Raw genomic sequence first — 25,693 nt, 5'->3', positions numbered from 1 at the left:
ACTTGGTATTAGTTCAGAATCAGAGAGCGCGAACGAAGGTTTTTTAGGCTGATAAGTATAAAAACATTAATTGCAAGTCCTCTATCAATGAACTAGAGTTAGCTAAACCACAATAAAATGATTGTAGTTAAAAAATAAAAGAGGAAACGACGACATTCAATAAAGAATGACTTCTTTTCCTCAAAAAAAGATGTTTAGATAGTAAATAACAGTTTTATATTCAAATATACTATTGCTCTTTTTTGGCTAACCATTTTGCCAGTAACGTATCAAGGGAAAATTTTCCGCCACCTTTGAGAAGGAAAAAGAGATAAAAAAATCCGTAGAGGGAGGCGGTTTCTAGTGAAGCAACTTGCAATCCGTCTTTTTTAAGATGAAAGAAAATTGCAATACCCATCGTAAAGAGTAAACCAAGTGCATTCAATCGTGTAAATAATCCAAGTAATAGCAAAATTGAGCCGACGATTTCAGTATAAGCGGCACAGTAGGTAAAAAAGACTGGAAAGGGTAAACCAATAAAACTTACAACGTTATCAGCAAACTTTTGGACATCTGCGAGCTTAGAGAAACCGTTGTGAATCATTAATAAACCAACACCAACACGCAAGATTGTCTGAGCAATTTGTAGGGTAGTGTTATCGGTTGAAGTTGAGTTGAATAGCTTTGAGAGTAGAGAAGTTTTATTTTGTATAGCTGTCATAATGAGTTTTCCTTTTTACCTTGTTATCAAAAAACACTAAAAAGTGGGACAAAGCCCACCCTATAAATTAAAAGTTAGTATGATTCGTAATCGCTTCAGTGACTTTATCAATTACATCCGTTACAGAAATTGCTCCTAGTTCACCCGATGCGCGAGTCCGAATACTAAGGGTATTTGATTCTACTTCCTTCGCACCGACAACTGCCATTACAGGGATTTTTTGCGTTTCAGCATTGCGAATCATTTTACCTAATCTTTCCCCAGATGTATCTGCTTCGGCGCGAATTCCCATCATTTTCATCTTATCGACGACTTCTTTGACATATTCCAACTGAGGATCACTGACGGGTAACAAACGAACTTGAACAGGTGCTAACCATAAGGGAAAATCACCGACATACTCCTCAATCAGAATACCAATTAAGCGTTCTAGGGAACCAAACGGCGCACGATGAATCATTACAGGACGTTTGCGGGTACCATCTTCAGCAACGTATTCTAATTCAAAACGTTCGGGTAAATTGTAGTCTACTTGTACTGTTCCGAGTTGCCATTCTCGTTCTAAGGCATCTTGGAAAATAAAATCGAGTTTTGGCCCATAAAAAGCTGCTTCCCCTGGTGCTTCAAAATAGTCCATTCCCAAAGTTTGTACCGCTTTTCGGATTGCACCTTGGGATTTTTCCCAAACCTCATCAGTACCAATGTATTTATCTGATGCGGGATCTCTAAAAGATAATCTTGCTTTAAAATTCTTCAATTGCAAGCTTCTAAAGACCGTCAAAATTAGATCAACAACCTTTAAAAATTCCTCGTCTAACTGTTCTGGTGTAACAAACAAGTGAGAGTCATCAACCGTAAACCCCCGTACACGAGTCAAACCGCCTAATTCTCCTGACTGTTCATAACGATACACTGTACCAAACTCGGCTAACCGCATCGGTAAGTCTCGATAAGAACGCAGTTCACTTTTATAAATCTGGATATGAAAGGGACAATTCATCGGTTTAAGAACAAATCCCATTTCTTTTTCGGCAGATTCTTGATCATCTGCCATCATGGGGAACATATCCTCTTTATATTTTTGCCAGTGTCCAGAGGTTTTAAATAAATCAATTCTGGCAATATGAGGCGTAACAACTCCCTGATAACCGCGTTTGACTTGTTCTTGTTTGAGATAATCTTCTAAAGTCGAGCGAATTAAAGTACCTTTGGGAGTCCATAGGGGTAAACCAGGGCCAACCAAGTCAGAAAAAACAAACAAACCTAATTCTTTGCCGAGTTTACGATGATCTCGTTTTAACGCTTCTTCCTTACGACGTTTGTATTCTGCGAGTTGTTCGGGAGTTTCCCATGCAGTCCCATAGATACGCTGTAACTGTGCTTTGGTTTCATCTCCGCGCCAATACGCACCCGCAACCGTTTCAAGTTCGATCGCTTTCGGATTAATTTCGCTAGTATTCTCGATATGTGGCCCCGCGCACAGATCCCACCATTGCTCACCCAAATGATATAGGGTAATCGGTTCAGAAATACCTTCTAGGATCTCAAGTTTATAGGGTTCGTTAATCGTTTTGATGCGTTGTTCAGCTTCTTGTCGAGTGACTTCTTCTCGGATGACAGGAAGTTTCTTGTTAATAATTTTGATCATTTCTTTTTTGATGTCTTTGAGATCCTTGTCAGTAAAAGGTTCAGCCACATCAAAATCATAATAAAATCCTGTTTCTGTGCTAGGGCCGATCGTAACCTGTGCCTTGGGAAAAAGCTTCTGTACTGCCATCGCCATCACATGAGAAGTAGTATGACGAATTCGTTTGAGTTGTTCTGATTCGCTGGTTTTTGGAAGTTTAATCGGTGCAGCTTCTTGACTGGGTTCTGCACTCTGTACAGGTTGTTTATCCATTCACGTATCTCGTTGTATGCTCTATATCTAGTCTATTCTTTCTTATCTCTAGATCATACAAAGCTTTGACTAATTTCGCCCCAAGCAACAAAAAATCCCCCGTTCAGACACGAGAGATTTTAGAAAAAGTCACACAATTAAAAATTAACTTTGTTTTTATTCGGTGATTTTATCAATTAATTGTTTAGCTTCACCTAAAATTCCTGCTTTATCAGGGTTTTCTTTATAATATTCATCAAGATTTGCTTCATATTTTTTTTCAGCTTCCATTTTTGGATCAGCTATTGGCTTTGTCGCTTCTTCATAAAGTTGTTCTGGATCTTGCGCGGCTAAATCTTTTCTAATCTCTTTCAATTCTTCAGCAGGACTTTTAACACCTGCATAGCTAGATTGAATACTGGGTAAAAACCAACCAGCTAAATTTATTAAAGACACGAGAAGTACTACAAGAATTCCCTGTTTTAGAATTTGTTTAAAAGTAGTGAAAATAGGTTGCATAAAGTTATCCTGAGTCAAAATTCAAGTTTTTAAAGACTAAAATAACTATAGGCAGTTGCTTGGGCTAAGTCTTCTTCCTACGGATACATCTCGTTTAGCTTAATTAATTTAACTCTCTAACTAAAGAAATATGTCTGGGAAATTTTCTAATACGAGCGATCGTGATAAGGTTAAAAATGCTCTTTTCTTGTCACGCATCATTACTTTATGGAAGCTGAATGGCAACTCGCCAAAACCTACGAAGATATTTTGTATCACAAATGGAACGGCATCGCTAAAATTACGATTAATCGCCCCCACAAACGTAACGCATTTCGTCCTAAAACTGTGTTTGAAATGTATGATGCTTTTTGTGATGCTAGGGAAGATCAAAGCATTGGTGTTATTTTGTTAACAGGGGCAGGCCCTCATACTGATGGGAAATATGCTTTTTGTTCAGGTGGTGACCAAAGTATTAGAGGTCAAGCGGGTTATATTGGTGATGATGGCGTTCCTCGTCTCAATGTTTTAGATTTACAACGTCTGATTAGATCGATTCCTAAAGTCGTTATTGCGTTGGTTGCGGGATATGCTATTGGTGGTGGTCATGTTTTACACTTAATCTGTGACCTGACAATTGCTGCGGATAATGCGATTTTTGGGCAAACGGGGCCAAAAGTGGGTAGTTTTGATGGTGGATTTGGGGCTAGTTATTTAGCGCGAATTGTTGGACAAAAAAAAGCTCGTGAAATTTGGTTTCTTTGTCGGCAATATGATGCGTCTCAAGCGTTGGAGATGGGTTTGGTTAACTGTGTGGTACCCATAGAACAACTTGAAACAGAGGGAATTCAATGGGCAAGCGAAATTCTAGAAAAAAGTCCGATCGCAATTCGTTGTCTAAAAGCCGCTTTTAATGCTGATTGTGATGGTCAAGCGGGGTTACAGGAATTAGCGGGAAATGCGACACTACTTTATTATATGACCGAAGAAGGTGCAGAAGGAAAACAGGCTTTTTTAGAGAAGCGATCCCCTAATTTCCGTAACTATCCTTGGCTACCTTAAAAACACTAAATCGCACTTGACAGGGGACAGGTGCGATTTAATCTATATCTATCTTTTTTAAAGAATTTTAATAATTTTTATGATAAATTCAATCGTTCAACCTAGACTGTGACTTCTTGTTTAGTTTCCGCAATTGTCAGAGTTTTAACAATTGGAGAAGAATTTAACTGAGTTGGACAGTTTAAATTGAGTGAGTTTTCTAATCTAACAACATCTTCGATATTTTCCCACGTGGCAGAAAAAGGATGGGTAGCTAAAGAACAAGCTTTCCACTGACCTTGTACGGGGACTCCTAACTGCTGACACATCCCTCCTCTACGTCCTTCTGACTGGTAATACCGACAGTACCGACAGGAAGAAGCTAGAAAGTTGGCCGTTTTCATTGAATTTTATAAAGTAGGGCATTCGCAATTAATTTTCCCCTATTTATATTTTCCTCTAATTCAAAACTTGCATTATCATAAAATATCAAGCTGAACATATCATGGTTTACGGATTTGAGTGATCCCCGTTTTGAAAATACTTTTTATATTCTTTTAATGATTGCTTTACAAAACTTAATCATGAGTAAGAATCTCACTTTTAAATAAATTAAGAAAATGATTGAAAACTATCTCTTTAGATAGATAAGGTATGGGGATCAAGGAATAACTGAATAGAAATAATAGAGAAAATACGGAAGAACTGATAAAGAACAGAGGAAAAGTACAAGAGAAATAATACAGAATTAGAACAATCCAAAGCAGAATTAATCTTTAGAGCTACTTAAACGATTAGCACAAAAAGCACAGCAATTCCAGCGTTGAAGTTCACCAGAAGGAGTGGGAGCGTGACAAAGGGGACATGAGGGTAATTTTTGCCCTCTTATACGTATTTTCTCGAGCCAACGATCAAAAGAAGTTGAGGTGCGCTCGTTGTTTGACGATGCGTCTTTTTCATTACTAATTAGATCGGGTGGGATTTCGCTCGGATGCTGTTGCGAAACTCCTTCTTGGGGTGTTCCTTCTGTTGAACGCTGTGGAACATTGTGCCATAACGCCGAAGAAAAACGAAGATCATTAAGTGGCTCATGCAACATCGGATTTAATTTTTTTAGTAACGAATAGCGTTGCAAGGACATATTTTGCGCCCAAACCGCGCTAGACGTTGCCACCCAAAGAACTTGACGAGAAATAGATACTGGACGAGTATGAGCAAACACTTGAGGAGAAACGAGCGCTCGCCAACATTCTAAAAGATGACAATATTGCTGATAAGTTTCCCAACCTGGCGCAGAAGTAACAATTTTTAAAATTTGATCAACAGATTTGAAAGACATGGGAGTTTCGTAAATGAAGTGGGAAGAATAAAATTAGCATCCCTATTTATTCTAAAAGTTAAATTAACCCGCAATGAATAATTCCTCGCCAGAAAACGCTAATCATACTGATCACAGCCCATCTTCAAATACTCAGGATGAAGTCGTCTCTATTGTGCCACATTCGCCACAGACTGCTCATTTAGATCGCTTAAACAATGAAGAAGCCTATGCTATATTTGAGTCTTCCCGCCCAAATTATGACCAAGATAGACTGTTATGGTTAGAGTCTTTATTAACACCTTGGGGTTTGGGTTCAATATTGCTGATTTTATTGTCAAATAGTATATTAAGTTGGGCTACGTGGTCAGAATCTTATAGTAAACAAACCCCTGAACCTGTTATTGCGAGTGCATCGGCAAAAATAGAACCACCCGTCAATTCATCAGCCACCGAATCCAATGCAGTAAGTATATCTGTACCTATTTCACCCCCAACCCCACCGCAAGCAGTCAATATTCCTCAGCCACCCGTTAAACCCGTAGCAACCGTTAAACCTAAAACTGATTTAACCTCAGCCCTTCTCACTCCTTCCGTACGTCCGCAATTTATGGAAGTCAAGACTATTACTAAACCTCATAGTCCAACTGTATTAGTTAAAACAGTTCCCACAAGCGTTAAAAAGGCTACTTTACCCCCTCGTAAAGCCACTAAACCCGTAGCCGTCGTCCAAATCACCAAATTACCGCCACCTCCTACCACTCAACCCGTAGTCGCTCAAAATAGACCTTTACCCCCCGCCCCTACCACTCAACCCGCAGATATTCAACTTCCAACATCCAATACAGATACTTCAAAAACCAGAACCGCTAATGAACGACTTCTAGAAGAAAAGCGTCTGCGAGAACAGCCGACATCTAATATAACCTTCTTCCAAAAAGTAAAAACTCAACAACAAGCCATTCAAACTCGTCAAAGTCTCAATCAAGTATTAGAGAAAATAGAGCAACAGCCACAAACTAGACCACAGCAACAACTACAATCCGAATTACAAACCCAAAAAGTAGAATCACAACCTCAACAAATTCAAACACCCGCCATTCCCAATACCCTAATTATTGATGGCAAAAACCCCGAAAATAACACCAATCGTTAGGATAGTATATTGCTAACTCTTGCTTAAGTTCCGTGTTAGGCCAAGTTTTATATCTTGCCTTTTTTTAATTGAATTTAAGCCCGAATGGGTTTGTTGCCTATCAATTGACGTAGGTCTGATTGTTAGAATAAAAAAAATTTCAAGAAAAATTGATGCAAGTTCAAAGTCTTTCCTCATCTACAGATATTCAAGCTGGTTTTCATGCCTTATCCGAGCCACTTCGGATACAGGTCTTAGAACTTCTACGCACTCGTGAATTATGTGTCTGTGAACTGTGCGAATACCTCAATGTCAGCCAATCAAAATTGTCCTTCCATCTAAAAACCCTTAAGGATGCTGGATTGCTCCGTTCCCGAACTTCTGGACGCTGGATTTATTATAGTCTCAATATTCCTCAGTTAGCCCTCTTAGAACAATATTTAGCAGATTACCGTCGTTTTAGTCCAATATCACCTACTCATGCTTGCTCTGAGGATAAATTTTAAGCTTTTCCTGCTTCGGTTAACTCTTTTGGCTTAAAGACTATATCCTTTTGTTTCAATTTGAGGGAAACTTAATCTTTTTTAACTTGACATATCAACTTTTATTGAAATAATAAGAGACAGTTCTACTGACAGACTGAAGCAGTGAGATGAACAATCAAAAAAAAATTTGCTTTCATCAAGTTAAATTGTTGAGTTTGAGTATTGGACTGGGAACCGTGTTATTGGCCTGTGCTTCTGCTCAAGACAACAAACCCATTACTATCGATGGCTCTAGTACGGTGTATCCCATTACCCAAGCTGTAGCCGAGGCTTACAAGGCGCAAAACAAAGATGCCGTAGAAATTACGGTTGAGTTTTCAGGAACAACAGGCGGCTTCCGCAAGTTTTGTGAAGGTAAGACGGATATCAGTAATGCTTCGCGTCCGATTGATAATCAGGAAATCTCGATGTGCAACCGATATAATATCAGATTCATTGAACTGCCAATGGCGTTTGATGCACTGACGGTAGTAGTCAATCCTGCCAATAATTGGGCGCAAAGCCTGACCACTGAAGAGTTAAGAAAGATGTGGGAACCCGCCGCCGAGGGAAAAATTACTCGTTGGAATCAAATTAGGGCGGATTTTCCCGATCGAGCTTTGAATCTTTTCGGAGCAGGAACAGATTCGGGAACCTTTGATTATTTTACTGAAGCGATTAACGGTCAAGCACGAGCCAGTCGCCTTGATTATGTCAAAACCGAAGATGACAAAATTACTGTACAGGGTGTCGAGCAAGATCCCAATGCTCTAGGTTACTTTGGTTTAGCTTATTACGAAGCCAATGCTAAACAGTTGAAAGCTGTACCGATTGATGCGGGATCTGGTGCAATTTTGCCATCACGAGAAACAGTAGAGAGAGCCGAATATCAACCGCTTTCCCGTCCCCTGTTCATCTATGTCAATTTAGAAGCGGCTCAGAAAAACCCCGCTTTAAGGGACTTCGTGGAATTCTACATCGCTCAAGCTCCAGAACTTGTTCCGACAGTAGGTTATATCCCTTTACGAAGGAAGGATATCATTTAGCGAATGTCACCTTTCAAAATGGGGAAGCAGGAACCGTCTTTGAAGGAAAATCTCAAATCGGCTTGACGATTGGGGAATTATTGCGTAAAAAAGCTAAGTTTTAACAGTAGTTATTCAGAAAATGACCGATTTCAATCACCCTCCTAGAATCTTATTTCTATACGGCTCTTTACGGGAACGTTCCTACAGCCGCTTACTGGCCGAAGAAGCTGCCCAAATTATTGAAGGATTCGGCGCGGAAGTCAAATTCTTCCATCCTCATGACCTCCCACTACGAGGACAAGTACCAGAAACTCATCCAAAAGTTCAAGAATTGCGGGACTTAAGTTTATGGTCAGAAGGTCAAGTCTGGTCATCCCCTGAAATGCACGGTAATGTTACGGGCATTTTGAAAAATCAAATTGATTGGATTCCATTAGAACTAGGTGCCGTTCGTCCGACACAGGGGAGAACTTTAGCAGTGATGCAAGTTAGTGGCGGTTCTCAGTCTTTTAATGCCGTTAACACCATGCGGATTTTAGGACGATGGATGCGGATGTTTACCATTCCCAATCAGTCTTCGGTCGCCAAAGCTTATCAAGAGTTTAATAAAGACGGCACGATGAAAGATTCACCCTATCGAGATCGGGTTATTGATGTGATGGAGGAACTTTACAAATTTACCTTGCTGTTGCGAGACAAGGTGGATTATCTAACTGACCGTTACAGCGAACGCAAAGAACGAGAACAAAGCCAAAAACCACTTATTTTATAAAAAGAAAATTCATCATGAAAAGCATCATGTTTGTTTGTAAGCAAAATTCCTGTCGTTCTCAAATAGCAGAAGGATTTGCTAGAACCTTTGGAAAAGATAAAGTGTCTATCACCAGTTCGGGATTAGCAAAAAGTGAAGTCAATCCCACCGCCATTGAAGTAATGCTTGAAATTGGCATTGATATCAGTGAGCAATCATCTAAACCATTAAGTGACTTTAGTGCAGAAAACTATGACGCAGTGATTTCCTTATGCGGTTGTGGCGTTAATTTGCCTCCTGAATGGGTCACACAGGAAATTTTTGAAGATTGGCAACTTGACGATCCTGCTGGTCAACCGATTGAAACATTCCGTCGAGTCAGAGATGAAATTAAAGAACGAGTTGCCCACTTAGTAGAACAAATGAGCTAAGGTTAACCCATGTCAGAATTAATGTCCTATCCTGATTATCTTTGGTGGGTGATCCCCGAACGGCTGGCAGGGATGCCCCGACCTCCTTTAGAAGATCTAGAGCAACTTTATCAAGCGGGACTGCGTGGACTGGTTTCAGTGATGGATGAACCCTCTGGAATTAAGGAGTATCAAGAAACAGGATTAGCTGCTCTCTGGCTACCCATTACAGGAGGAAAAGCCCCAACCGTTCCACAAGTCAAAGAATTCGTGGCTTTTGCTGATTCGATTATTGCTCAAGGGCAGTCCGTAGCGGTTCATTGTACTAGTGGCAACCGTAGGACAGGAACGCTTTTAGCCGCTTATTTAGTGGCTCAGGGAGAAAGACCTACTCAAGCACTCGAGCGTATCCAACAGGTTCGCCCCACTGCTGAATTAAGAGAAGCACAAATTCAATTTCTGCAAGAACTGCCTCTACTTTTAAAAATATTGAAATAAGCAAGATTCTTATTCTCGCATTTCTTCAGCAATTAGTCTGATAGTCACTCCAGACTATAGATAGAGTCGCATCAATCAAAAAAATTTTAGATTGATGGATATGAACTCTAGATTTAAAAATGGATGATAGTATGGCTACTCAAAATAATGAAAAACCAGAAACTCTCTTTAACACTCCCAATCCAACAGAATTAAAAGAGCAAGCACAAAAAGAATCAATTGTCAATCAGTATTCTAGCCAAAACCCCGACTTGGATGATTTGGAGATGGATGATAATTCAGCCACAGACCTAGAAAATGCTGATGAGGCAGAATTATATTTTGAAGATGCAGAAAAAAGAGCATTATCGAGTAGTCCGATTATTAACGCCAATCTATCGGGAAGTTAAAGGATTTTAAGGAAAGTTTTCACTAAATATCTAGTTTCCTTTGCTTGTAGCTTAACAAAAGGTTGTTCTCGTTTTCTTTTTCGCTAATAATGAAGAACGAAAGACTAAGAAAAAATACCCAAAAGCTATGAGCTTTAGTGAAGAGTTTGAACTGTTACTACGGGCTTGCTATCCTCTAATCTATATTCCCACACTCGAAGAAGAACGACTCGAAAAAGCGATCGCCGATTCTGCTCAACAAATGGGCAACCGCACCGTTTATGTGTGGGATTTTGTTGACGGCTATCATGACAACCCCAACAATGAAGGAGTCGGCAAACGTAACCCGCTACAAGCCTTAGAATACCTCGAAAAACTCCCCGCCCAAGCAGGTGGGATATTCATTCTGAGAGATTTTCACCGTTTCTTAGAAGATATTTCCATTTCCCGAAAACTGCGTAACCTAGCGCGTAGCCTCAAAGCACAACCCAAAAACATTATCTTAATTTCCCCGACTGTTCAAATTCCCCCAGACTTAACCGAAGTCTTTACTGTCGTAGATTTCGCACTTCCCACCGCTACAGAAATTAAAAGCGAAATTCAACGTTTAATTCTATCAACTGGACAATCTCTATCGGATAAACTTACTGATGAACTGGTTCGGGCAGGACAAGGATTATCATTAGAACGGATACGCCGTGTTTTAAGTCGTTGTCTAGCCACTCACGGAAAAATCGAACCCGAAGACGTAGAACTGATTTTAGAAGAAAAACGCCAATCGATTCGACAAACCCAAATCTTAGATTACTATCCCGCTACTGAACAAATTACCGATATCGGCGGTTTAGATAACCTCAAAGACTGGTTATTGCGTCGTGGAGGGGCTTTTACAGAACGGGCGCGGGCCTATGGTTTACCCCATCCTAGAGGTTTACTACTCGTCGGTATTCAAGGAACTGGAAAATCTCTTACCGCGAAAGCCATTTCTCATCATTGGCATCTTCCCTTATTGCGCTTGGATGTGGGACGATTATTTGGTGGATTAGTCGGCGAATCTGAATCACGGACTCGACAGATGATTAATCTAGCAGAAGCCTTATCCCCTTGTGTATTGTGGATTGATGAAATTGATAAAGCCTTTGCTGGAGTCGATGGTAGAGGTGATGGTGGCACAACAAGCCGTGTTTTTGGTACTTTTATTAACTGGTTAGCCGAAAAGAAATCATCAGTTTTTGTGGTGGCGACAGCTAATAATATTCAAGCTTTACCCCCAGAGATGCTGAGAAAGGGACGGTTTGATGAAATCTTTTTTGTTGGTTTACCATCCCAAGAGGAACGCGAAGCGATTTTCACCGTCCATTTATCTCGGTTGCGTCCGCATAACCTAAAAAACTATGATATTAAACGTTTAGCTTATGAAACGCCAGATTTTTCGGGGGCAGAAATTGAGCAAACCATCGTAGAAGCCATGCACATCGGGTTTAGTCAGAATCGTGACTTTACAATTGATGATATTCTAGAAGCCGCTAGTCAAATGATTCCCCTTGCCCGAACCGCACAAGAACAAATCGAATTTTTGCAGAACTGGGCCAACTCAGGTAAAGCCCGTTTAGCCTCTAGAGATGGACGTTTTAACGATCGCATCCAACGTCAATTTAACTAAAGCATACCAAAAAAGACTATGAATCGTTTATCGGGTTTCTTTCAGTTTATTATCGGTTTTTTCCTCGGAGTTGTCCTCTTAGCAGGTGCATCGGCGGCGGTTGCCTATGTAGTTTTAGCAAAAATGTCAGCACCACCAGACAAACCTCTTTTTGCTGAAGAAAAGAAACAACAAGCTTTAGCGAAAAAAGCGACTACAACAACTACTCAAAATAAAGCTACAACTAACCCCGTTACTGAAGTAAAAAGTATTGAAGATATTCCTACAGGAAATTATAAAGCTTTTGTTTCGTGGTCAAAAGGTTTAAGTTTACGGGCAGAACCGAGTACAGAATCAGCTAGATTAGGAAGTCTCGGTTATAAAGCCGAAATCATGGTTTTAGGCACTAGCGATGATGGAAATTGGCAAAAAGTTAAAGTCATTGAAACTAATCAAGAAGGCTGGATTAAAGCAGGCAATATTGAGAAAATGCAGTAGAATTTAGATAAATTTCAAACTCTTTTTTAAATGACTGTTCCTGAATCAATTAGAATTCTTATTCAAAGACTTGATTTAGAATTAGATGAAAGTGAACAAGCGGCTAATAGAGGATTGGAGCTACTTCAATCCGTTATTTCCGTTTTTTCTAAGAATGCTATAATGATTAGATATTATGCTTATTTCAATAATGTTTTGTTTTTCGTCAATCTTTCTAGAAATAAAATAGAAACGATTAAAGAAAGCTTGTTATCTGAAAATCTGACAACTCAACTTATACAAGAAACAGGCGAAGATTTAAGTTTAATGTTAGGACAGTTACTCGAAACAAAAATAGAATTAAACCGTATTCTTCAAATTTTGGATTAAAAATTATGGAAACTAATCAAGTAAATCAAGAAAAATTATCTAAGCTGATTCAAAATTTACCTCAATTAGAAATTGCTGAAAAACAACTAGAAAAAGCGATTATACAAGTCAAAAGTATCGGCGAAAAATGGCAAGTTAAAAATTATAAAAGTTAGCTAATGCTGAAATAAAACATTAGATCTATGACAATACAAATACATTCCTCACTCCAATCATTGTACGAGCAAGATTATCAACTATGGTTAGAATCAACAATAGAAAAACTTCGTCAAGGAGAGTTTTCTTCAGTAGATTGGAAAAACTTAATTGAGGAGTTGGAGGCTTGGGGAAGAAGTGATAAACGGGCAGTAAAAAGTTTATTAACTAGACTGTTTGAACACTTACTTAAATTAGCTTATTGGAAAGCTGAATACGCTTATAATTGTAATAAATGGAAATCTGAAATTACCACTTTTCGAGTTCAAATTAAAGAACTTTTAAAAGATAGTCCTAGTCTTAAACCGTATCTAATTGAAGTGTTTGATGAATGTTATCAGAATGCTAGAGAAATTATGTCGCATTTAATAAGTTGTAAAATAGAATATTTCCCTAATCAATCTATTGCTTCTGTTGAGCAAGTATTGGACAATAACTGGTTTTCTATGAATCAAAGCGATTAAAGTGTTAAATTTCCTCGTTTAAATTGTTCCCTTTCTATTGCTTCAAATAATGCTTTAAAATTACCCTCACCAAAACCCTTAGCGTGATCGCGTCGTTCAATTAATTCAAAAAAGAAGGTTGGTTTTTCAAAAATAGGCTGTGTAAAAATTTGAAGAATTAGAGGATTTGATTCAAAAATTTTGTCTTGATTATCTATTTCTAAGTCAATTAATATTTCTTGTTTAATTAATTCATCTAATTCTAAATTTTCAAGTATTTCAAAATAAATATTTTTTTGGATTTGTTCATAATAATTTTTTGGAACGTTTAAAAAAGAAAGTCCTGCATTTTTCAAAGCTTTGGTTAAATCAACAATTTGAGAGGTTTGTAATGCGATATGTTGAATACCCGAACCATGATTGAGATCTAAAAATTCTTGTATTTGAGAATTCGGCGAACTAGGTTCATTGATGGGAATTTGTACACCACTTTCTGAATGTACCATCACTTGAGAATATAAACCCGATTGTCCAGTTTGAATATTAAAAGATTGTTTTTTCTCAAAACCTAAAACAGTTTCATACCAATTAGCAGTCTGTTCTAATTCACCCAAAGCAACATTTAAAACCAAGTGATCAATTTTATTGAATAAACTTTTTTGAGTTGGAATAAAAGTAATTTCTGTTAGATTTAGCTCTGGAACAATCGAAGTTTTTCCATGTCGTTCAATTAAAGTATGTTTTAAATTAGCTGAATTTTGAATTTGACACCATTTGACACGACCTTGTGATGTAATTTTTTCCTCGATTGGTTTAAAAAGATTAACATAATTTTTAATTGTTGTTTCTAAATCATTGACTAAAAAAGCAATATCAACCACTCCACAAGGATGATTAATTAAAAATTTTGTAACGGGACTAAAAGTCGTTAAAGGTGAAGAAAGAACAAAAATAATAGAAGAATTATCTTTATTTCCTACATTTGCTACTACTTCGGTTAAAGTGTGAAAATCGTCTCCACTCGCTATAACCTGAAAACCCATGACATTAACGAACCAGTTTCGCCATTTTTTTGCATCATCTACATAAAAATGGACATAATCAACATACATAAGCACATTCTTGATTCATTTTCGATGCAAAAACCATCACTTAAAAGAATAAATGACTTTCGGGTTGAATATTAATTTCCATCGGCACCGCTTGAGGTTCGGCTGTCATTGCATAATAAATTGCATCGGCGGCAGTTTGAGGACTCAGCATTTTTTTACGGTCAACTTTTAAACTCACATTATCCCAAAATGGGGTATCAATCCCTCCGAAATAAAATAAAGTAACCTTAATTCCATACCTTTTTACTTCATCAGCTAAACATTTACTATAACCAACCATGCCATATTTTGAAGCACAATAAGCAGAAGCCATCGCCATTGAATGTTTACCTAAAATACCCACGACATTACAAATATGTCCTGAGTTTTTATCTTTCATCACATTAGCAGCCGCTTGACACGTATAAAAACTTCCTTTTAAATTTAGATCTAACATTAAATCTAAATCTTCTGGGGTGATTTTATTGTATTGTTTCATTACACCCGCACCCGCAGCATTAACTAAAACATCAATTTGTCCAAACTGACTAACGGTTTTTTCCATCAAGTTTTCAACTTGGGATAAGTTAGTGATATCAGTTGGAACAGTAAATACTAAACCTGATGTCGATAACTCAGATGATAATGTCGATAACCGTTCAGTGTTTCTAGCTGCTAAAACAAGATTAGCCCCTGTGGTGCTGAGTTTTTGTGCTAAAGCTGTACCGATGCCACCTGTTGCACCCACAATAACAATGACTTTTTTTAGCATAGTTGTTGATATTTCTTGACATTTCGTATTTTAGACCAATTTACTAAGATTTTGGAACGGTTACTGCCAATTTTTTTCGGCTTGTTCAAGAACATAGCTCGAAACGGCATCAATTTCTGGCTTAGTTAAACGCTCTTTATAAGCTGACATATTGCCCTTTCCATTGGTAACAATATCGGTTACTGATGAAAGCGTATTCATTTTAAATTTTTTTAGGTCTTTTAGTTTTAGGGTTTTGCCTCTACGGATAATATTTCCTCCTTTGGGATGACATCCCGCGCAGTTAATTTCAAATAATTTTGTTGTATTAATTACATCGGCTAATGAGGCATTATTTAGGTTTAGTAAAAAAATCAGCATTATCATCAAAATTATTTTGATTCGTCTGAGCATCCTATAAATTTACTCCTAATGGCTGTTGTGTTGGAATTCCTATCTGTCTAGGATAGATTTCGGAAGTTTCAGCAATTTTTGTTAGATAAACACAGTGACGAATTCCTTGAGTCAAAGGAGTCTGAAAACAATGAACTAATGTTATTTCTCCTCCCAATAATTCCACAGCAGTTTTTAAACAATTATTTTCTGCTTCGCTCCATTGACCTCGATAAAGTATTGCCGTTCCACCTATTTTTAAAAAAGGTAAGGCATATTCTGCACAAACACTCGCTTGACTAACGGCTCTAAGAGTTACTAAATCATACTTAGCTCTCTGTTGTTTTTCTCTAGCTATATCTTCAGAACGACCGATGACAATTTGAGCATTTTCGATTAATAAATGTTCGATAATTTGTCTAACAAAAATTAGTTTTTTTCGAGTAGAATCAAGTAGTGTCACTTGCCAATCTGGATAAGCGATCGCAATTGGTAAACCAGGGAAACCTGCGCCCGTGCCAATATCAATCACTTTAAGAGATTTCTGTAATTGGTCTAAATTAATTTGAGATAAACCCGATAAAGAATCCCATAAATGTTTTTCCCAAAAGTCTGAGGGTTCAGTAATTCGAGTTAAATTGAGTTGAGTATTTCCGACTAAAATCTGTTCATAAAGTGCTTGATAAAGTTGCTGTTGTTTTTGAGTTGGCTGCCAATGTAAAGTATTTTGCCAAAGTTCTAAAAATAGAGGTAAATCTTGAGAAACCATTAAATTGCTTTTAATTCTCCATGATTAATTTTCCAACGACGATCAGCAATTTTAAACAATTCATTGGGATCATGACTGACAATTAACAAAGTCCAGTGTTTTTTAAGAGATTCCAATAAATTAGATAATTGACGACGCATTGACCAATCTAAGCCCGCAGTAGGTTCATCTAGTAATAATAAATTAGGTTGACGAATTAATTGTACTGCTAAAGATAGACGACGTTGTTGACCACCACTGAGATCATGAGGAGAGGTATTAAGCGGAAAATGCTCTAAACTAACTTCTTTTAGCGCGTCTTTAATCCGTTCTACGCCGATTTCTGGATGTCCTAAACGTAATTCTTCTAAAAGTGTTTTGCCACAAAAATGGCGCTCAGGAAACTGAAAAACTAACCCCCCTAATTGTTGTAAGTCAAGAGAATTTAATTCCTGCTCTCGCCATAAAATCTCCCCCCCCGTTTTTGAAGCTAAACCTGCTAGAATTTCCAAGAGAGTTGTTTTACCGGAACCTGATGGGCCAATAATCAATCCTAATTCTTGTGGAGCCAATTCTAAATTAATATCTCTTAAGATAGGTTGCACAGTTGCGGGAGGATGATAAGCAACATTTCTTAAATAAAGCATTAATGATGAAATATTTTAGCTAAACTGACAAACTTATTTTTATTGTGACAGATTTTCAACTTTTTTTGAGGAGAATTGCATGATACTAAGATTAAACAGACTATTAACCAAAATTGCGCTCGCTAGTTCAGTCACCCTAACCCTTTTAACCAGTGGGATACACTCTAGTTTAGCGGGCGATCCTTTTCGCAACAGTGATCCTCGTAATATTGGAGACAAAACCGAAGCAGCATTCGACCAACTTTTTAAACAAGGAAATTATAAAGCAGCACAAGAATACGCCATCCAAGCAACACAGAGCGAACCCCATGAACCTTTAGCCTATGCGATGCGAGCCTCTTTAGCCTACACTAACAAGGATATGGAAGGCTTAAAAAACTATGCAGCCTCTACCATCGAAGTCGCACGAAAACTCAGTGATCAAGATCCTTTGCGTGGTAATCTTTATTTAGCCGTTGGTTACTTTCTAGAAGGGGGCTATATTTTCCAAACAGAAGGCCCCGTCTCAGCACTTCCTCGACTCCAAAAAGTTTTTCAATATTTAGAAACAGCAGAAAAAGTGAATCCCGATGATCCAGAATTAAATCTATTAAAAGGATATCTAGAGTTAATGCTTTCGGTCAATCTACCTTTTTCGAGTCCACAACAAGCGATTGAACGTTTAGAAACTTATGCTGCACCCAATTTTCTAGCTTATCGTGGTATTGCTCTAGCCTATCGTGATCTTAAAGAGTATGATAAAGCATTACAATTTATTAAAGAAGCTTTACAAGAAACACCCGATAATCCCGAATTACAGTACTTAACGGGTCAAATCTTACGTTCTAAAGGTCGTAAAGAAAAAAATGTAGATGACTTGAAACAAGCTTTAGATTACTATAATCTGGCTTTTAAAAAAGAAGATCAACTGCCTGAAGTTGTTCTAAAATCACTACGTTATGAACATCGCAAAGTACAAACCGAAATTAGTGAATTAGGAGGGACAACACCTAAACCCTAAACTAATACAAAATTACTGGTTAGTTTCCTGTTGCCATTTTTCCCATAAATCGGGACGACGTGCCTGAGTTCTTTGTAACTGTTGTTCAGAGCGCCATCTTTCGATTTCTTGGTGGTTTCCTGAACGTAACACATCAGGCACCGACCATTCCCGAAACACTGGAGGGCGCGTATACTGAGGATAATCGAGTAAACCAGTCTCAAAACTTTCCGCTTTCAATGATTCCTCTTTACCAACCGTTCCCCGCAATAAGCGTGTTACTCCATTAATCAGGGTTAATGCGGGAATTTCGCCACAAGTTAGAACAAAATCGCCTAAAGATATTTCCCTGGTTGCTAGATACTGCGTGACTCTTTCATCAACCCCTTCATAATGCCCACAGATTAAAATCAGTTGATCATAATTAGAAGCTAATTCTTTAAGTAGCGGTTGATTTAAAGGTTGACCTTGAGGAGTCATAAGAATAATATCTCGTCTTGGTAGCATAACCAAAGATTCAACCGCAGCAAAAATCGGTTCGGGTTTGAGTAACATCCCGACACCTCCCCCATAGGGTTCATCATCAACTTTTCGGTATTTATCAACAACAAAATCTCTAGGATTAACCAAATTAACTTTTGCAATTTCCCTATCTAGTGCCTTTTTGAGTAACCCTGATTGTAGAGGAGAAGTAAAGAAATCGGGAAAAAGAGTAATAACATCAAATATCACAGGCAATCAGCAAGCGCGTTTTACATTAATTCTATCAGATCCTAATCCAGTCATTAAAACTTATTCCCGAATCGTCAATCGATGCAGTATTATTAAAAAAATAATGCGATTTTAGAATAGACAGAGTATCAAAAAGTGATGTTGTCTGATAAAATAGAAAATTCGTAAAATCCGTTGAAAAACATGGTAGGTGTAGCGTTTGCAAGAGGTGGACAAAGTTGTCAGGTTAAATGTGATTTGAGTTATTCCTTATCTTAAGACTTTGAAAAAGTACAGGAGATCGCATCATAAAAATAGCAAATGTGCTGAAAGCTCCTGAAACACTGGTTTAAAACATTCTAAAATAAATTTTCGATTCTGCAATTAAACTATGATGCTCCAGTCACAGACCAAAGTAAATGACACTCCTATGCCTCAAGCGACCAAAACAGCTATTTTAGTAATCGGCGGTGCAGAAGATAAAGTACATGGCAAAGAGATCCTACATACCTTCTGGACTCATTCTGGTGGTTCGGATGCAGTCATTGGTATTATTCCATCTGCTTCTCGTGAACCTGTGCTGATTGGAGAACGCTATCAGCGCATTTTTGAAGAAATGGGATCTAAACATATTAAAGTTTTAGATATTCGCGATCGCTCTCAAGGTGAAGATCCCCTATTTCAAGAATATGTAGAAGAGTGTACGGGAATCTTTTTGACTGGAGGCGACCAACTCAGATTATGTGGTTTACTCGCTGATACTCCCTTGATGGAACGCATTCGGCAACGGGTTCAACTTGGAGAAATCACCCTCGCGGGAACCAGTGCGGGAGCAGCCGTTATGGGTCATCATATGATCGCGGGAGGCAGTAGCGGAGAAGCACCTAACCGTCCTCTCGTCGATATGGCGATGGGACTCGGCTTAATTCCCGAAGTCATTGTTGATCAACATTTCCATAATCGTAATCGGATGTCGCGTCTTTTGAGTGCAATTTCTATTTATCCCGAACGCTTAGGAATTGGGATCGATGAGGACACCTGTGCTATGTTTGAACGAGATGGCATCATTAGAGTGATTGGAAAAGGAACAGTAGCGATCGTGGATGCCCGCGAAATGTCCTATACTAATCTTTCAGAAGTCAGCGTGAATGAGCCGTTAAGCCTACATAATCTGAGACTACATCTGCTCTCTCATAGCGATTGCTATCATCTGCATAAGCATCTACCCATTGCCAAAAACGCTTAAAAAACTGTTCATGTTGAACAGTTACCTATAACAACTACGAGAGACAATATCAAACGGCTTCTTTGTGCTTCCTTTGTTTGTGAAAAACGCAAAATCCTTATGAAGATTCTCAAAACTCAGACCCTGCGAGGGCCCAACTATTGGAGTATTCGACGAAAAAAACTGGTTATCATGCGTCTTGACCTAGAAGATCTAGCCGAGAAGCCCTCTAATGAAATCCCAGGTTTTTACGAAGGATTAGTCAAAATTTTACCCAGTTTGGTCGAACACTACTGCTCACCTGGCTATCGGGGTGGATTTTTAGAGCGAGTTCAAGAAGGAACCTACATGGGGCATATCATTGAACACATTGCCCTAGAACTACAAGAATTAGTCGGAATGCCCGTCGGTTTTGGTCGAACGCGTGAAACATCAACCCCAGGCGTTTACAATGTTGTCTTTGAATATGTCGAAGAACAAGCAGGACGATACGCGGGACGTGCAGCAGTACGAATGTGTCAATCAATTGTCGAAACAGGATTTTATTCTAGAGTCGAACTTGAACAAGATCTCGCGGATCTCAGAGATCTCGCGGCCCAATCATCGCTAGGCCCTAGCACAGAAACGATCGTCAAAGAAGCAGAAACCCGCCTCATTCCTTGGACGCTCCTGAGTGCGAGGGCAATGGTACAGTTTGGCTATGGCATCTATCAAAAGCGGATTCAAGCCACATTAAGCCAAAATTCAGGAATATTAGCCGTAGAACTCGCCTGTGACAAAGAAGGAACAAAAACCATCCTCGGAGATTCTGGAATTCCTGTCCCCAGAGGTACCGTTATTCAATATCTAGATGAGTTAGAAAGTGCGATCAACGAAGTTGGGGGCTATCCTATTGTCATTAAACCCCTCGATGGCAATCATGGACGCGGCATCACCATTGATATAAACTCTTGGGAACTCGCCGAAGAAGCCTACGACCTCGCCAGTAAAGCCTCAAAAAGTCGTAGTGTCATCGTTGAACGTTTTTATCGCGGCAGTGATCATCGTGTTCTAATTGTCAATGGTAAACTGATTGCAGTAGCAGAAAGAGTTCCAGCCCATGTGATCGGTGATGGAAACTCGACTATTCAAGAATTGATCGATGAAACTAATAAAGACCCCAACCGAGGCGACGGACACGCGAACATCCTGACTAAAATTGTCGTTGATCGCACTGTTGAAAACATTCTAGAGCGTCAAGGATATGACATTAATAGTATTCCACCTCAAGGAGAAACCGTTTATCTACGAGCAACGGCGAACCTTAGTACAGGAGGAATTGCTATCGATCGTACTGATGAAATTCATCCCGAAAACGTCTGGTTAACTGAACGAGTCGCTAAGATTATTGGGCTAGATATTGCGGGGATCGATGTCGTGACCCCAGATATTACCAAACCCCTACGCGAAGTCGATGGAGTAATTGTTGAAGTCAATGCCGCCCCTGGTTTTCGGATGCACGTCGCCCCCAGTCGAGGGTTACCGCGCAACGTCGCCGCCCCCGTCATTGATATGTTGTTCCCCCCTGGTACACCGTGTCGTATTCCCATCATCACCATTACTGGAACCAACGGCAAAACCACCACAACCCGCCTCACTAGCCATATCTATCGCCAAACAGGAAAAGTCGTCGGTTATACGACCACAGATGGTATTTATTTAGGTGAACACTTAGTTGAAAAAGGCGATAACACAGGCCCCTACAGTGCAGGTGTGATCCTTCGAGATCCGACCGTTGAAGTTGCCGTACTAGAATCAGCAAGAGGCGGTATACTCCGTTCTGGGTTAGCCTTTGATCAGTGTGATGTTGGAATTGTTTTAAATGTGGCGGCAGATCATTTAGGACTCGGTGACATTGATACCATTGAACAAATGGCTAAGGTGAAAGGTGTTGTTGCTGAAGTTGTCGCCCCCAATGGTTACGCCGTCTTAAATGCTGATGATCCCCTTGTTGCGCCAATGGCTGAACGAGTCAAAGGAAAAGTGGCATATTTTTCGATGCAGTCCAATAACCCCATTATTGAAGCCCATATGCGACGCGGTGGAATAGCAGCCATTTATGAAAATGGTTATCTGTCAATTCTTGAGGGTGAATGGACACTTCGCATTGAAGAAGCCATTAATGTTCCGATGACGATGAAGGGAATGGCACCTTTTATGATCGCGAATGCCTTGGCTGCTTGTTTAGCTGCGTTTGTTCAAGGTGTAGATATCGAGATGATTCGTCAAGGAGTTAGAACATTTGTCCCATCTGCTGATCAAACTCCAGGCAGAATGAATCTTTTTGATCTTGGTTCTCATCATGCTTTAATTGACTATGCTCATAACCCTGCTGGATATGAAGCAGTAAGCGGCTTTGTCAAGAACTGGCCTGGTGAAAAATTAGGCGTAGTCGGTGGGCCAGGCGATCGCAGAGATGAAGATCTGATCACATTGGGTAAACTATCGGCACAAATGTTCGATCGCATTATTATTAAAGAAGACGATGATCCCAGAGGCAGACAACGCGGCGAAGTTGCTAACTTAATCGTTCAAGGGATTATATCAGAAAATGCCGATCTTCCCTATAAAATTATTTTGAGTGAAGTTGAAGCATTAGAAGAAGGATTAAATCAAGTCGCAGAAGGTGGACTGGTTGTTATTTTCCCCGATAGCGTTTCTCGTTCTATTTCGATGATTGAAAAGCGTCAAGGAAAGTCGTAATCATTTAAAAGGCTTTGTTTTTTTGAATAAGTACAATATAACTAGCCCAGTTTATCCTTAAAACCTATGGCAACCCTGATCTTAGAAAACCTACCCGATGAATTAGTTGAACAGATCCAACAACTCGCCCAAAAACACGATCGCTCAATTAACGAACAAGTCATCAATATCCTCACCCAAGCCGTTGAAAAACCACAAAAACCCTTAAATTTTTTGATTTCTCCAGAAACCGATCCCACCTGGGAAGAAAGACGGAAGGCTGTACCTCAACTTCAAGCTGAAATTGAGCAGCGTCGAAAACAACGTCGAAAACAACGTCAGAATGATATTCAACGGCTTGACAGTACGGAATTACTGCGGGAGGATCGAGATCGATGAATCAACCTAAATCAGTTTTAATATGACTTATGATAATTCATTGTAGGGGTTTGGTCGCCAAACCCTTTTTAATTGGATTTTGTGAGCAAATCCCTACAGCATCTTGAGATAGATCCCAAGACCAAGCTAGAGAAAAATAAGTAATAATAATAGCATAATGACAATCAGTGCTAATTTTAGATTATTATAAGTGCTGAGGTTAAAACGATGGAAATTGTTCTAGCTCGTTTGGAACATCTTGAAGAAGTATCGAAGTTGTTTGATCAATATCGAATTTTTTATCAGCAGCCTTCAAATCTCGAAGCAGTGACAAAGTTTCTTCAACAGCGATTTCAGAACAATGATTCCACAATCTTTTTAGCTAGTAATGGAGAATACAAAGTAGGATTTATCCAGCTTTATCCTAGTTTTTCTTCAGTATCAATGAAGCGGGTTTGGATTTTGAATGATTTATTCGTGGAGGAAGCCTACCGAAAGAAAGGGGTAGCAAAGTTACTCATCAGTGCGGCAGAAAAGTTTGCCAGAGAAACAGAAGCCGTCCGAATCATTTTAGCAACACAAGTGTCCAATGTAGCAGCGCAATCGCTCTACGAATCGCTTGGATATACTAAGGACGAAGACTTCTTTCATTATGTGTTGCGCATATAACAACAGCATGACGATGCCCATACACATCCGACGATGTGCAGTTTTTCGCCGATTTTCCTTTATCGTGATCAAATACAGAGATTCTTTTCCCTTCAGTTAAAATAAAGATCTAGGTTAAATTCAAAAAACCTGAGAACTTCAATGACCATTAGACCCCCTGTAGACTTTCAAGACGCATTCGATGTAATTGTTGTCGGTGCTGGCCATTCAGGCTGTGAGGCGGCTTTAGCTTGTGCTAGATTAGGTTGTCGTACCTTAATGTTAACCCTCAACCTTGATAAAATTGCTTGGCAACCTTGTAACCCTGCTGTTGGTGGGCCAGCAAAATCCCAGTTAACCCACGAAGTCGATGCGCTAGGGGGCGAGATCGGGAAAATGGCCGATCGCACCTATCTCCAAAAACGAGTACTAAATAATTCACGAGGCCCTGCGGTGTGGGCATTACGGGCGCAAACGGATAAGCGAGAATATGCAGCCGTAATGAAAAATATTGTGGAAAATCAAGAAAATCTGTCTATTCGAGAAGGAATGGTGACAGATTTAGTCTTAGGACAAAATGATGAAGTAATCGGTATTCACACCTATTTCGGGACTTGTTTTCAAGCTAAAGCGGTTATTCTGACGACTGGTACCTTCTTACAAGGGAAAATCTGGATCGGCGATAAATCGATGTCTGCGGGACGTGCTGGCGAATTTGCCGCAGTCGGTTTAACCGAAACCTTAAATGATTTGGGGTTTGAAACAGGACGACTGAAAACGGGAACCCCTGCACGAGTCGATAAACGGACTGTCGATTATTCTAGACTAGAACCCCAACCTCCAGACGAAGAAATACGCTGGTTTAGCTTTGATCCTGAAGCTTGGGTGGAACGAGAACAAATGAACTGTTATCTCACCCGAACCACTGCTGAAACCCATCAATTGATTCGAGATAATTTACATTTGTCTCCCATTTATGGTGGTTTTATAGATTCTAAAGGCCCACGTTATTGTCCTTCTATTGAGGATAAAATTGTCAGGTTTGCTGATAAAGAAAGCCATCAAATCTTTATTGAACCCGAAGGGCGAGACATTCCTGAACTTTATATCCAAGGGTTTTCGACTGGTTTACCCGAAAAAATACAACTAGCAATGTTGCACACTTTACCTGGTTTGGAAAAGTGTGTGATGTTACGTGCAGCTTATGCAGTCGAATATGATTTTATTCCCGCAACTCAGTGTTATCCAACCCTGATGACGAAAAAGATTGAAGGGTTATTCTGTGCAGGACAAGTCAATGGGACAACGGGATATGAAGAAGCAGCAGCACAAGGAATTGTAGCGGGGATCAATGCAGCGCGTTTTGCTCGGGGACAAAAGATGATTGTTTTCCCCAGAGAACAAAGCTATCTTGGTACTTTGGTGGATGATTTGTGTACAAAAGATCTCCGTGAACCCTATCGAATGCTCACCAGTCGCTCTGAGTATCGTCTGATGTTACGATCAGATAATGCTGATGAACGTCTTACCCCATTAGGTCGAGAAATTGGTTTAATTGACGATCGCCGTTGGGATCTCTACCAACAAAAACAAGCGAATATCATTGCCGAGAAAGAGCGTTTGTACGAAACTCGTATTAAAGAACGCGATGAATTAGGGATTGCGATCGCTCATGATACCCAACAAAAAATAAAAGGATCTGTCTCTCTAGCTGATCTCCTGCGTCGTCCAGGGTTTCACTATGTTGACCTAGATCGTTATGGTTTGGGAAATCCAGATTTAACCATCAACGAACGGGAAGGCGCGGAAATTGATATCAAATATTCAGGATATCTCAAACGCCAACAAAATCAAATCGAACAAATTAGCCGTCATAGTAATCGTCATTTATCCTGTGAAATTGATTATATGAAAATCGATACTTTGTCAATGGAAGCAAGAGAAAAATTAACAAAAATTAAACCCGCAACCATTGGTCAAGCGTCTCGTATTGGTGGGGTAAACCCTGCTGATATTAATGCGCTATTGGTCTATTTAGAATTGCGTGCGCGTTATCAATCAGTGTAAAAGCTATACCCATTGAGCGACAACGAGCCACGAAATC

29 protein-coding genes and 1 pseudogene are annotated in these 25,693 nt (G+C 39.4%); 19 read left to right on the top strand and 11 right to left on the bottom strand.

What is annotated here, in order from left to right; genetic code table 11:
* Positions 1-229: 229 nt before the first annotated feature.
* The 3 genes from CFPU101_RS02485 to CFPU101_RS02475 all read right to left on the bottom strand — a co-directional run bounded on the left by CFPU101_RS02485 (position 230) and on the right by CFPU101_RS02475 (position 3,098).
* On the bottom strand, positions 230-700 hold the full coding sequence (locus tag CFPU101_RS02485; RefSeq protein ID WP_206813729.1) for a DoxX family protein: 471 nt from the start codon (positions 698-700) through the stop codon (positions 230-232).
* Positions 701-767: 67 nt separating this feature from the next.
* A complete protein-coding gene (thrS, locus tag CFPU101_RS02480) occupies positions 768-2,600 on the bottom strand; it encodes a threonine--tRNA ligase (protein WP_206813728.1) in 1,833 nt (610 codons plus the stop codon).
* 156 nt (positions 2,601-2,756) lie between these two features.
* Positions 2,757-3,098, bottom strand: a complete 342-nt coding sequence (locus CFPU101_RS02475) for a hypothetical protein (RefSeq protein ID WP_206813727.1) — start codon at positions 3,096-3,098, stop codon at positions 2,757-2,759.
* 207 nt (positions 3,099-3,305) lie between these two features.
* Here CFPU101_RS02475 and menB point away from each other — a divergent pair, with 207 nt between their 5' ends.
* Entirely contained in the window at positions 3,306-4,139 is an 834-nt protein-coding gene (gene menB / locus CFPU101_RS02470; protein ID WP_206813726.1) for a 1,4-dihydroxy-2-naphthoyl-CoA synthase, read from the top strand.
* Between the two features lie 101 nt (positions 4,140-4,240).
* Here the strand turns inward: menB and CFPU101_RS02465 are convergent, their stop codons facing one another.
* Positions 4,241-4,522 (bottom strand): hypothetical protein, encoded by a 282-nt coding sequence (locus CFPU101_RS02465; RefSeq protein ID WP_206813725.1) that lies wholly within the window; start codon positions 4,520-4,522, stop codon positions 4,241-4,243.
* Between the two features lie 365 nt (positions 4,523-4,887).
* Positions 4,888-5,457, bottom strand: coding sequence for a DUF721 domain-containing protein (locus CFPU101_RS02460; RefSeq protein ID WP_206813724.1), 570 nt, complete (start codon positions 5,455-5,457; stop codon positions 4,888-4,890).
* 73 nt (positions 5,458-5,530) lie between these two features.
* On the opposite strand from CFPU101_RS02460, the gene CFPU101_RS02455 reads away from it, so the two are divergent.
* From CFPU101_RS02455 to CFPU101_RS02400, 12 genes and pseudogenes are all read left to right on the top strand, one after another.
* The gene (locus CFPU101_RS02455) at positions 5,531-6,592 is read left to right on the top strand and encodes a hypothetical protein (RefSeq protein ID WP_206813723.1); all 1,062 of its coding nucleotides are present in this window, start codon (positions 5,531-5,533) and stop codon (positions 6,590-6,592) included.
* Positions 6,593-6,744: 152 nt separating this feature from the next.
* Positions 6,745-7,077, top strand: a complete 333-nt coding sequence (locus CFPU101_RS02450) for a helix-turn-helix transcriptional regulator (RefSeq protein WP_206813722.1) — start codon at positions 6,745-6,747, stop codon at positions 7,075-7,077.
* A gap of 146 nt (positions 7,078-7,223) precedes the next feature.
* Positions 7,224-8,245, top strand: a pseudogene (locus CFPU101_RS02445) (PstS family phosphate ABC transporter substrate-binding protein).
* Between the two features lie 17 nt (positions 8,246-8,262).
* Positions 8,263-8,895, top strand: a complete 633-nt coding sequence (gene arsH, locus CFPU101_RS02440; RefSeq protein WP_206813721.1) for an arsenical resistance protein ArsH — start codon at positions 8,263-8,265, stop codon at positions 8,893-8,895.
* Positions 8,896-8,909: 14 nt separating this feature from the next.
* The gene (gene arsC, locus CFPU101_RS02435; protein ID WP_206813720.1) at positions 8,910-9,305 is read left to right on the top strand and encodes an arsenate reductase, glutathione/glutaredoxin type; all 396 of its coding nucleotides are present in this window, start codon (positions 8,910-8,912) and stop codon (positions 9,303-9,305) included.
* A 9-nt stretch (positions 9,306-9,314) separates the two neighbouring features.
* Complete coding sequence (locus CFPU101_RS02430; RefSeq protein ID WP_206813719.1) at positions 9,315-9,782, top strand: dual specificity protein phosphatase family protein; 468 nt, start codon at positions 9,315-9,317, stop codon at positions 9,780-9,782.
* 131 nt (positions 9,783-9,913) lie between these two features.
* Entirely contained in the window at positions 9,914-10,171 is a 258-nt protein-coding gene (locus CFPU101_RS02425) for a hypothetical protein (RefSeq protein WP_206813718.1), read from the top strand.
* 127 nt (positions 10,172-10,298) lie between these two features.
* On the top strand, positions 10,299-11,813 hold the full coding sequence (locus tag CFPU101_RS02420) for an AAA family ATPase (protein ID WP_206813717.1): 1,515 nt from the start codon (positions 10,299-10,301) through the stop codon (positions 11,811-11,813).
* 18 nt (positions 11,814-11,831) lie between these two features.
* Entirely contained in the window at positions 11,832-12,290 is a 459-nt protein-coding gene (locus tag CFPU101_RS02415; RefSeq protein ID WP_206813716.1) for an SH3 domain-containing protein, read from the top strand.
* A 30-nt stretch (positions 12,291-12,320) separates the two neighbouring features.
* Complete coding sequence (locus tag CFPU101_RS02410) at positions 12,321-12,659, top strand: restriction endonuclease subunit S (protein WP_206813715.1); 339 nt, start codon at positions 12,321-12,323, stop codon at positions 12,657-12,659.
* A 5-nt stretch (positions 12,660-12,664) separates the two neighbouring features.
* On the top strand, positions 12,665-12,814 hold the full coding sequence (locus tag CFPU101_RS02405) for a hypothetical protein (RefSeq protein WP_206813714.1): 150 nt from the start codon (positions 12,665-12,667) through the stop codon (positions 12,812-12,814).
* Between the two features lie 27 nt (positions 12,815-12,841).
* Positions 12,842-13,318 (top strand): DUF29 domain-containing protein, encoded by a 477-nt coding sequence (locus CFPU101_RS02400; RefSeq protein ID WP_206813713.1) that lies wholly within the window; start codon positions 12,842-12,844, stop codon positions 13,316-13,318.
* Here the strand turns inward: CFPU101_RS02400 and hppD are convergent.
* From hppD to CFPU101_RS02375, 5 genes are read right to left on the bottom strand one after another with little or no spacing between them, the layout of a single operon-like run.
* Positions 13,315-14,409, bottom strand: a complete 1,095-nt coding sequence (gene hppD, locus CFPU101_RS02395; RefSeq protein WP_206813712.1) for a 4-hydroxyphenylpyruvate dioxygenase — start codon at positions 14,407-14,409, stop codon at positions 13,315-13,317. The genes CFPU101_RS02400 and hppD overlap by 4 nt on opposite strands.
* A gap of 40 nt (positions 14,410-14,449) precedes the next feature.
* Positions 14,450-15,160: an SDR family oxidoreductase gene (locus CFPU101_RS02390; RefSeq protein ID WP_206813711.1), complete on the bottom strand. Its 711-nt coding sequence runs from the start codon at positions 15,158-15,160 to the stop codon at positions 14,450-14,452.
* A 60-nt stretch (positions 15,161-15,220) separates the two neighbouring features.
* The gene (locus CFPU101_RS02385; RefSeq protein ID WP_242577724.1) at positions 15,221-15,520 is read right to left on the bottom strand and encodes a c-type cytochrome; all 300 of its coding nucleotides are present in this window, start codon (positions 15,518-15,520) and stop codon (positions 15,221-15,223) included.
* Between the two features lie 34 nt (positions 15,521-15,554).
* Complete coding sequence (gene rsmG / locus CFPU101_RS02380) at positions 15,555-16,301, bottom strand: 16S rRNA (guanine(527)-N(7))-methyltransferase RsmG (protein WP_206813709.1); 747 nt, start codon at positions 16,299-16,301, stop codon at positions 15,555-15,557.
* Positions 16,301-16,927, bottom strand: coding sequence for an ABC transporter ATP-binding protein (locus tag CFPU101_RS02375; RefSeq protein WP_206813708.1), 627 nt, complete (start codon positions 16,925-16,927; stop codon positions 16,301-16,303). Before CFPU101_RS02375 ends, rsmG begins: the two co-directional genes overlap by 1 nt.
* Positions 16,928-17,006: 79 nt before the next feature.
* Between CFPU101_RS02375 and CFPU101_RS02370 the strand changes: the two genes are divergently transcribed.
* Positions 17,007-17,927: a Sll0314/Alr1548 family TPR repeat-containing protein gene (locus CFPU101_RS02370; protein ID WP_206813707.1), complete on the top strand. Its 921-nt coding sequence runs from the start codon at positions 17,007-17,009 to the stop codon at positions 17,925-17,927.
* 12 nt (positions 17,928-17,939) lie between these two features.
* Here CFPU101_RS02370 and trmD read toward each other — a convergent pair whose 3' ends face one another.
* On the bottom strand, positions 17,940-18,638 hold the full coding sequence (gene trmD, locus CFPU101_RS02365) for a tRNA (guanosine(37)-N1)-methyltransferase TrmD (RefSeq protein ID WP_206813706.1): 699 nt from the start codon (positions 18,636-18,638) through the stop codon (positions 17,940-17,942).
* A gap of 373 nt (positions 18,639-19,011) precedes the next feature.
* Between trmD and CFPU101_RS02360 the strand changes: the two genes are divergently transcribed.
* The 5 genes from CFPU101_RS02360 to mnmG all read left to right on the top strand — a co-directional run bounded on the left by CFPU101_RS02360 (position 19,012) and on the right by mnmG (position 25,656).
* Positions 19,012-19,863 (top strand): cyanophycinase, encoded by an 852-nt coding sequence (locus tag CFPU101_RS02360; RefSeq protein WP_374191925.1) that lies wholly within the window; start codon positions 19,012-19,014, stop codon positions 19,861-19,863.
* Positions 19,864-19,962: 99 nt separating this feature from the next.
* Positions 19,963-22,584 (top strand): cyanophycin synthetase, encoded by a 2,622-nt coding sequence (cphA, locus tag CFPU101_RS02355; protein ID WP_206813704.1) that lies wholly within the window; start codon positions 19,963-19,965, stop codon positions 22,582-22,584.
* Between the two features lie 66 nt (positions 22,585-22,650).
* Positions 22,651-22,962 carry an Arc family DNA-binding protein gene (locus CFPU101_RS02350; RefSeq protein WP_206813703.1) on the top strand — a complete coding sequence of 104 codons (312 nt, stop codon included), beginning with the start codon at positions 22,651-22,653 and terminating at the stop codon, positions 22,960-22,962.
* A gap of 207 nt (positions 22,963-23,169) precedes the next feature.
* Positions 23,170-23,610 carry an N-acetyltransferase gene (locus CFPU101_RS02345; RefSeq protein ID WP_206813702.1) on the top strand — a complete coding sequence of 147 codons (441 nt, stop codon included), beginning with the start codon at positions 23,170-23,172 and terminating at the stop codon, positions 23,608-23,610.
* A gap of 141 nt (positions 23,611-23,751) precedes the next feature.
* Complete coding sequence (gene mnmG / locus CFPU101_RS02340) at positions 23,752-25,656, top strand: tRNA uridine-5-carboxymethylaminomethyl(34) synthesis enzyme MnmG (protein WP_206813701.1); 1,905 nt, start codon at positions 23,752-23,754, stop codon at positions 25,654-25,656.
* Positions 25,657-25,693: the final 37 nt, after the last annotated feature.

Source organism: Chroococcus sp. FPU101 (genome assembly GCF_017312365.1).
GTDB lineage: Bacteria > Cyanobacteriota > Cyanobacteriia > Cyanobacteriales > Microcystaceae > Chroococcus.
The sequence above is the reverse complement of the archived record's forward strand: the minus strand, read 5'-3'. Positions and strand labels throughout refer to the sequence as shown.

Excerpts from the sequence above, each read along its gene's own strand:
- CFPU101_RS02430 (WP_206813719.1), top strand. The coding sequence starts at position 9,315 with ATGTCAGAATTAATGTCCTATCCTGATTATCTTTGGTGGGTGATCCCC.
- CFPU101_RS02360 (WP_374191925.1), top strand. The coding sequence starts at position 19,012 with ATGCTCCAGTCACAGACCAAAGTAAATGACACTCCTATGCCTCAAGCG.
- arsH (WP_206813721.1), top strand. The coding sequence starts at position 8,263 with ATGACCGATTTCAATCACCCTCCTAGAATCTTATTTCTATACGGCTCT.
- CFPU101_RS02375 (WP_206813708.1), bottom strand. The coding sequence starts at position 16,927 with ATGCTTTATTTAAGAAATGTTGCTTATCATCCTCCCGCAACTGTGCAA.
- CFPU101_RS02405 (WP_206813714.1), top strand. The coding sequence starts at position 12,665 with ATGGAAACTAATCAAGTAAATCAAGAAAAATTATCTAAGCTGATTCAA.
- CFPU101_RS02460 (WP_206813724.1), bottom strand. The coding sequence starts at position 5,457 with ATGTCTTTCAAATCTGTTGATCAAATTTTAAAAATTGTTACTTCTGCG.
- rsmG (WP_206813709.1), bottom strand. The coding sequence starts at position 16,301 with ATGGTTTCTCAAGATTTACCTCTATTTTTAGAACTTTGGCAAAATACT.
- arsC (WP_206813720.1), top strand. The coding sequence starts at position 8,910 with ATGAAAAGCATCATGTTTGTTTGTAAGCAAAATTCCTGTCGTTCTCAA.
- CFPU101_RS02455 (WP_206813723.1), top strand. The coding sequence starts at position 5,531 with ATGAATAATTCCTCGCCAGAAAACGCTAATCATACTGATCACAGCCCA.
- CFPU101_RS02415 (WP_206813716.1), top strand. The coding sequence starts at position 11,832 with ATGAATCGTTTATCGGGTTTCTTTCAGTTTATTATCGGTTTTTTCCTC.
- CFPU101_RS02425 (WP_206813718.1), top strand. The coding sequence starts at position 9,914 with ATGGCTACTCAAAATAATGAAAAACCAGAAACTCTCTTTAACACTCCC.
- CFPU101_RS02390 (WP_206813711.1), bottom strand. The coding sequence starts at position 15,160 with ATGCTAAAAAAAGTCATTGTTATTGTGGGTGCAACAGGTGGCATCGGT.
- CFPU101_RS02465 (WP_206813725.1), bottom strand. The coding sequence starts at position 4,522 with ATGAAAACGGCCAACTTTCTAGCTTCTTCCTGTCGGTACTGTCGGTAT.
- menB (WP_206813726.1), top strand. The coding sequence starts at position 3,306 with ATGGAAGCTGAATGGCAACTCGCCAAAACCTACGAAGATATTTTGTAT.
- thrS (WP_206813728.1), bottom strand. The coding sequence starts at position 2,600 with ATGGATAAACAACCTGTACAGAGTGCAGAACCCAGTCAAGAAGCTGCA.
- cphA (WP_206813704.1), top strand. The coding sequence starts at position 19,963 with ATGAAGATTCTCAAAACTCAGACCCTGCGAGGGCCCAACTATTGGAGT.
- hppD (WP_206813712.1), bottom strand. The coding sequence starts at position 14,409 with ATGTATGTTGATTATGTCCATTTTTATGTAGATGATGCAAAAAAATGG.
- CFPU101_RS02485 (WP_206813729.1), bottom strand. The coding sequence starts at position 700 with ATGACAGCTATACAAAATAAAACTTCTCTACTCTCAAAGCTATTCAAC.
- CFPU101_RS02420 (WP_206813717.1), top strand. The coding sequence starts at position 10,299 with ATGAGCTTTAGTGAAGAGTTTGAACTGTTACTACGGGCTTGCTATCCT.
- CFPU101_RS02400 (WP_206813713.1), top strand. The coding sequence starts at position 12,842 with ATGACAATACAAATACATTCCTCACTCCAATCATTGTACGAGCAAGAT.
- CFPU101_RS02385 (WP_242577724.1), bottom strand. The coding sequence starts at position 15,520 with ATGCTGATTTTTTTACTAAACCTAAATAATGCCTCATTAGCCGATGTA.
- CFPU101_RS02450 (WP_206813722.1), top strand. The coding sequence starts at position 6,745 with ATGCAAGTTCAAAGTCTTTCCTCATCTACAGATATTCAAGCTGGTTTT.
- CFPU101_RS02475 (WP_206813727.1), bottom strand. The coding sequence starts at position 3,098 with ATGCAACCTATTTTCACTACTTTTAAACAAATTCTAAAACAGGGAATT.
- CFPU101_RS02410 (WP_206813715.1), top strand. The coding sequence starts at position 12,321 with ATGACTGTTCCTGAATCAATTAGAATTCTTATTCAAAGACTTGATTTA.
- CFPU101_RS02350 (WP_206813703.1), top strand. The coding sequence starts at position 22,651 with ATGGCAACCCTGATCTTAGAAAACCTACCCGATGAATTAGTTGAACAG.
- CFPU101_RS02345 (WP_206813702.1), top strand. The coding sequence starts at position 23,170 with ATGGAAATTGTTCTAGCTCGTTTGGAACATCTTGAAGAAGTATCGAAG.
- CFPU101_RS02370 (WP_206813707.1), top strand. The coding sequence starts at position 17,007 with ATGATACTAAGATTAAACAGACTATTAACCAAAATTGCGCTCGCTAGT.
- mnmG (WP_206813701.1), top strand. The coding sequence starts at position 23,752 with ATGACCATTAGACCCCCTGTAGACTTTCAAGACGCATTCGATGTAATT.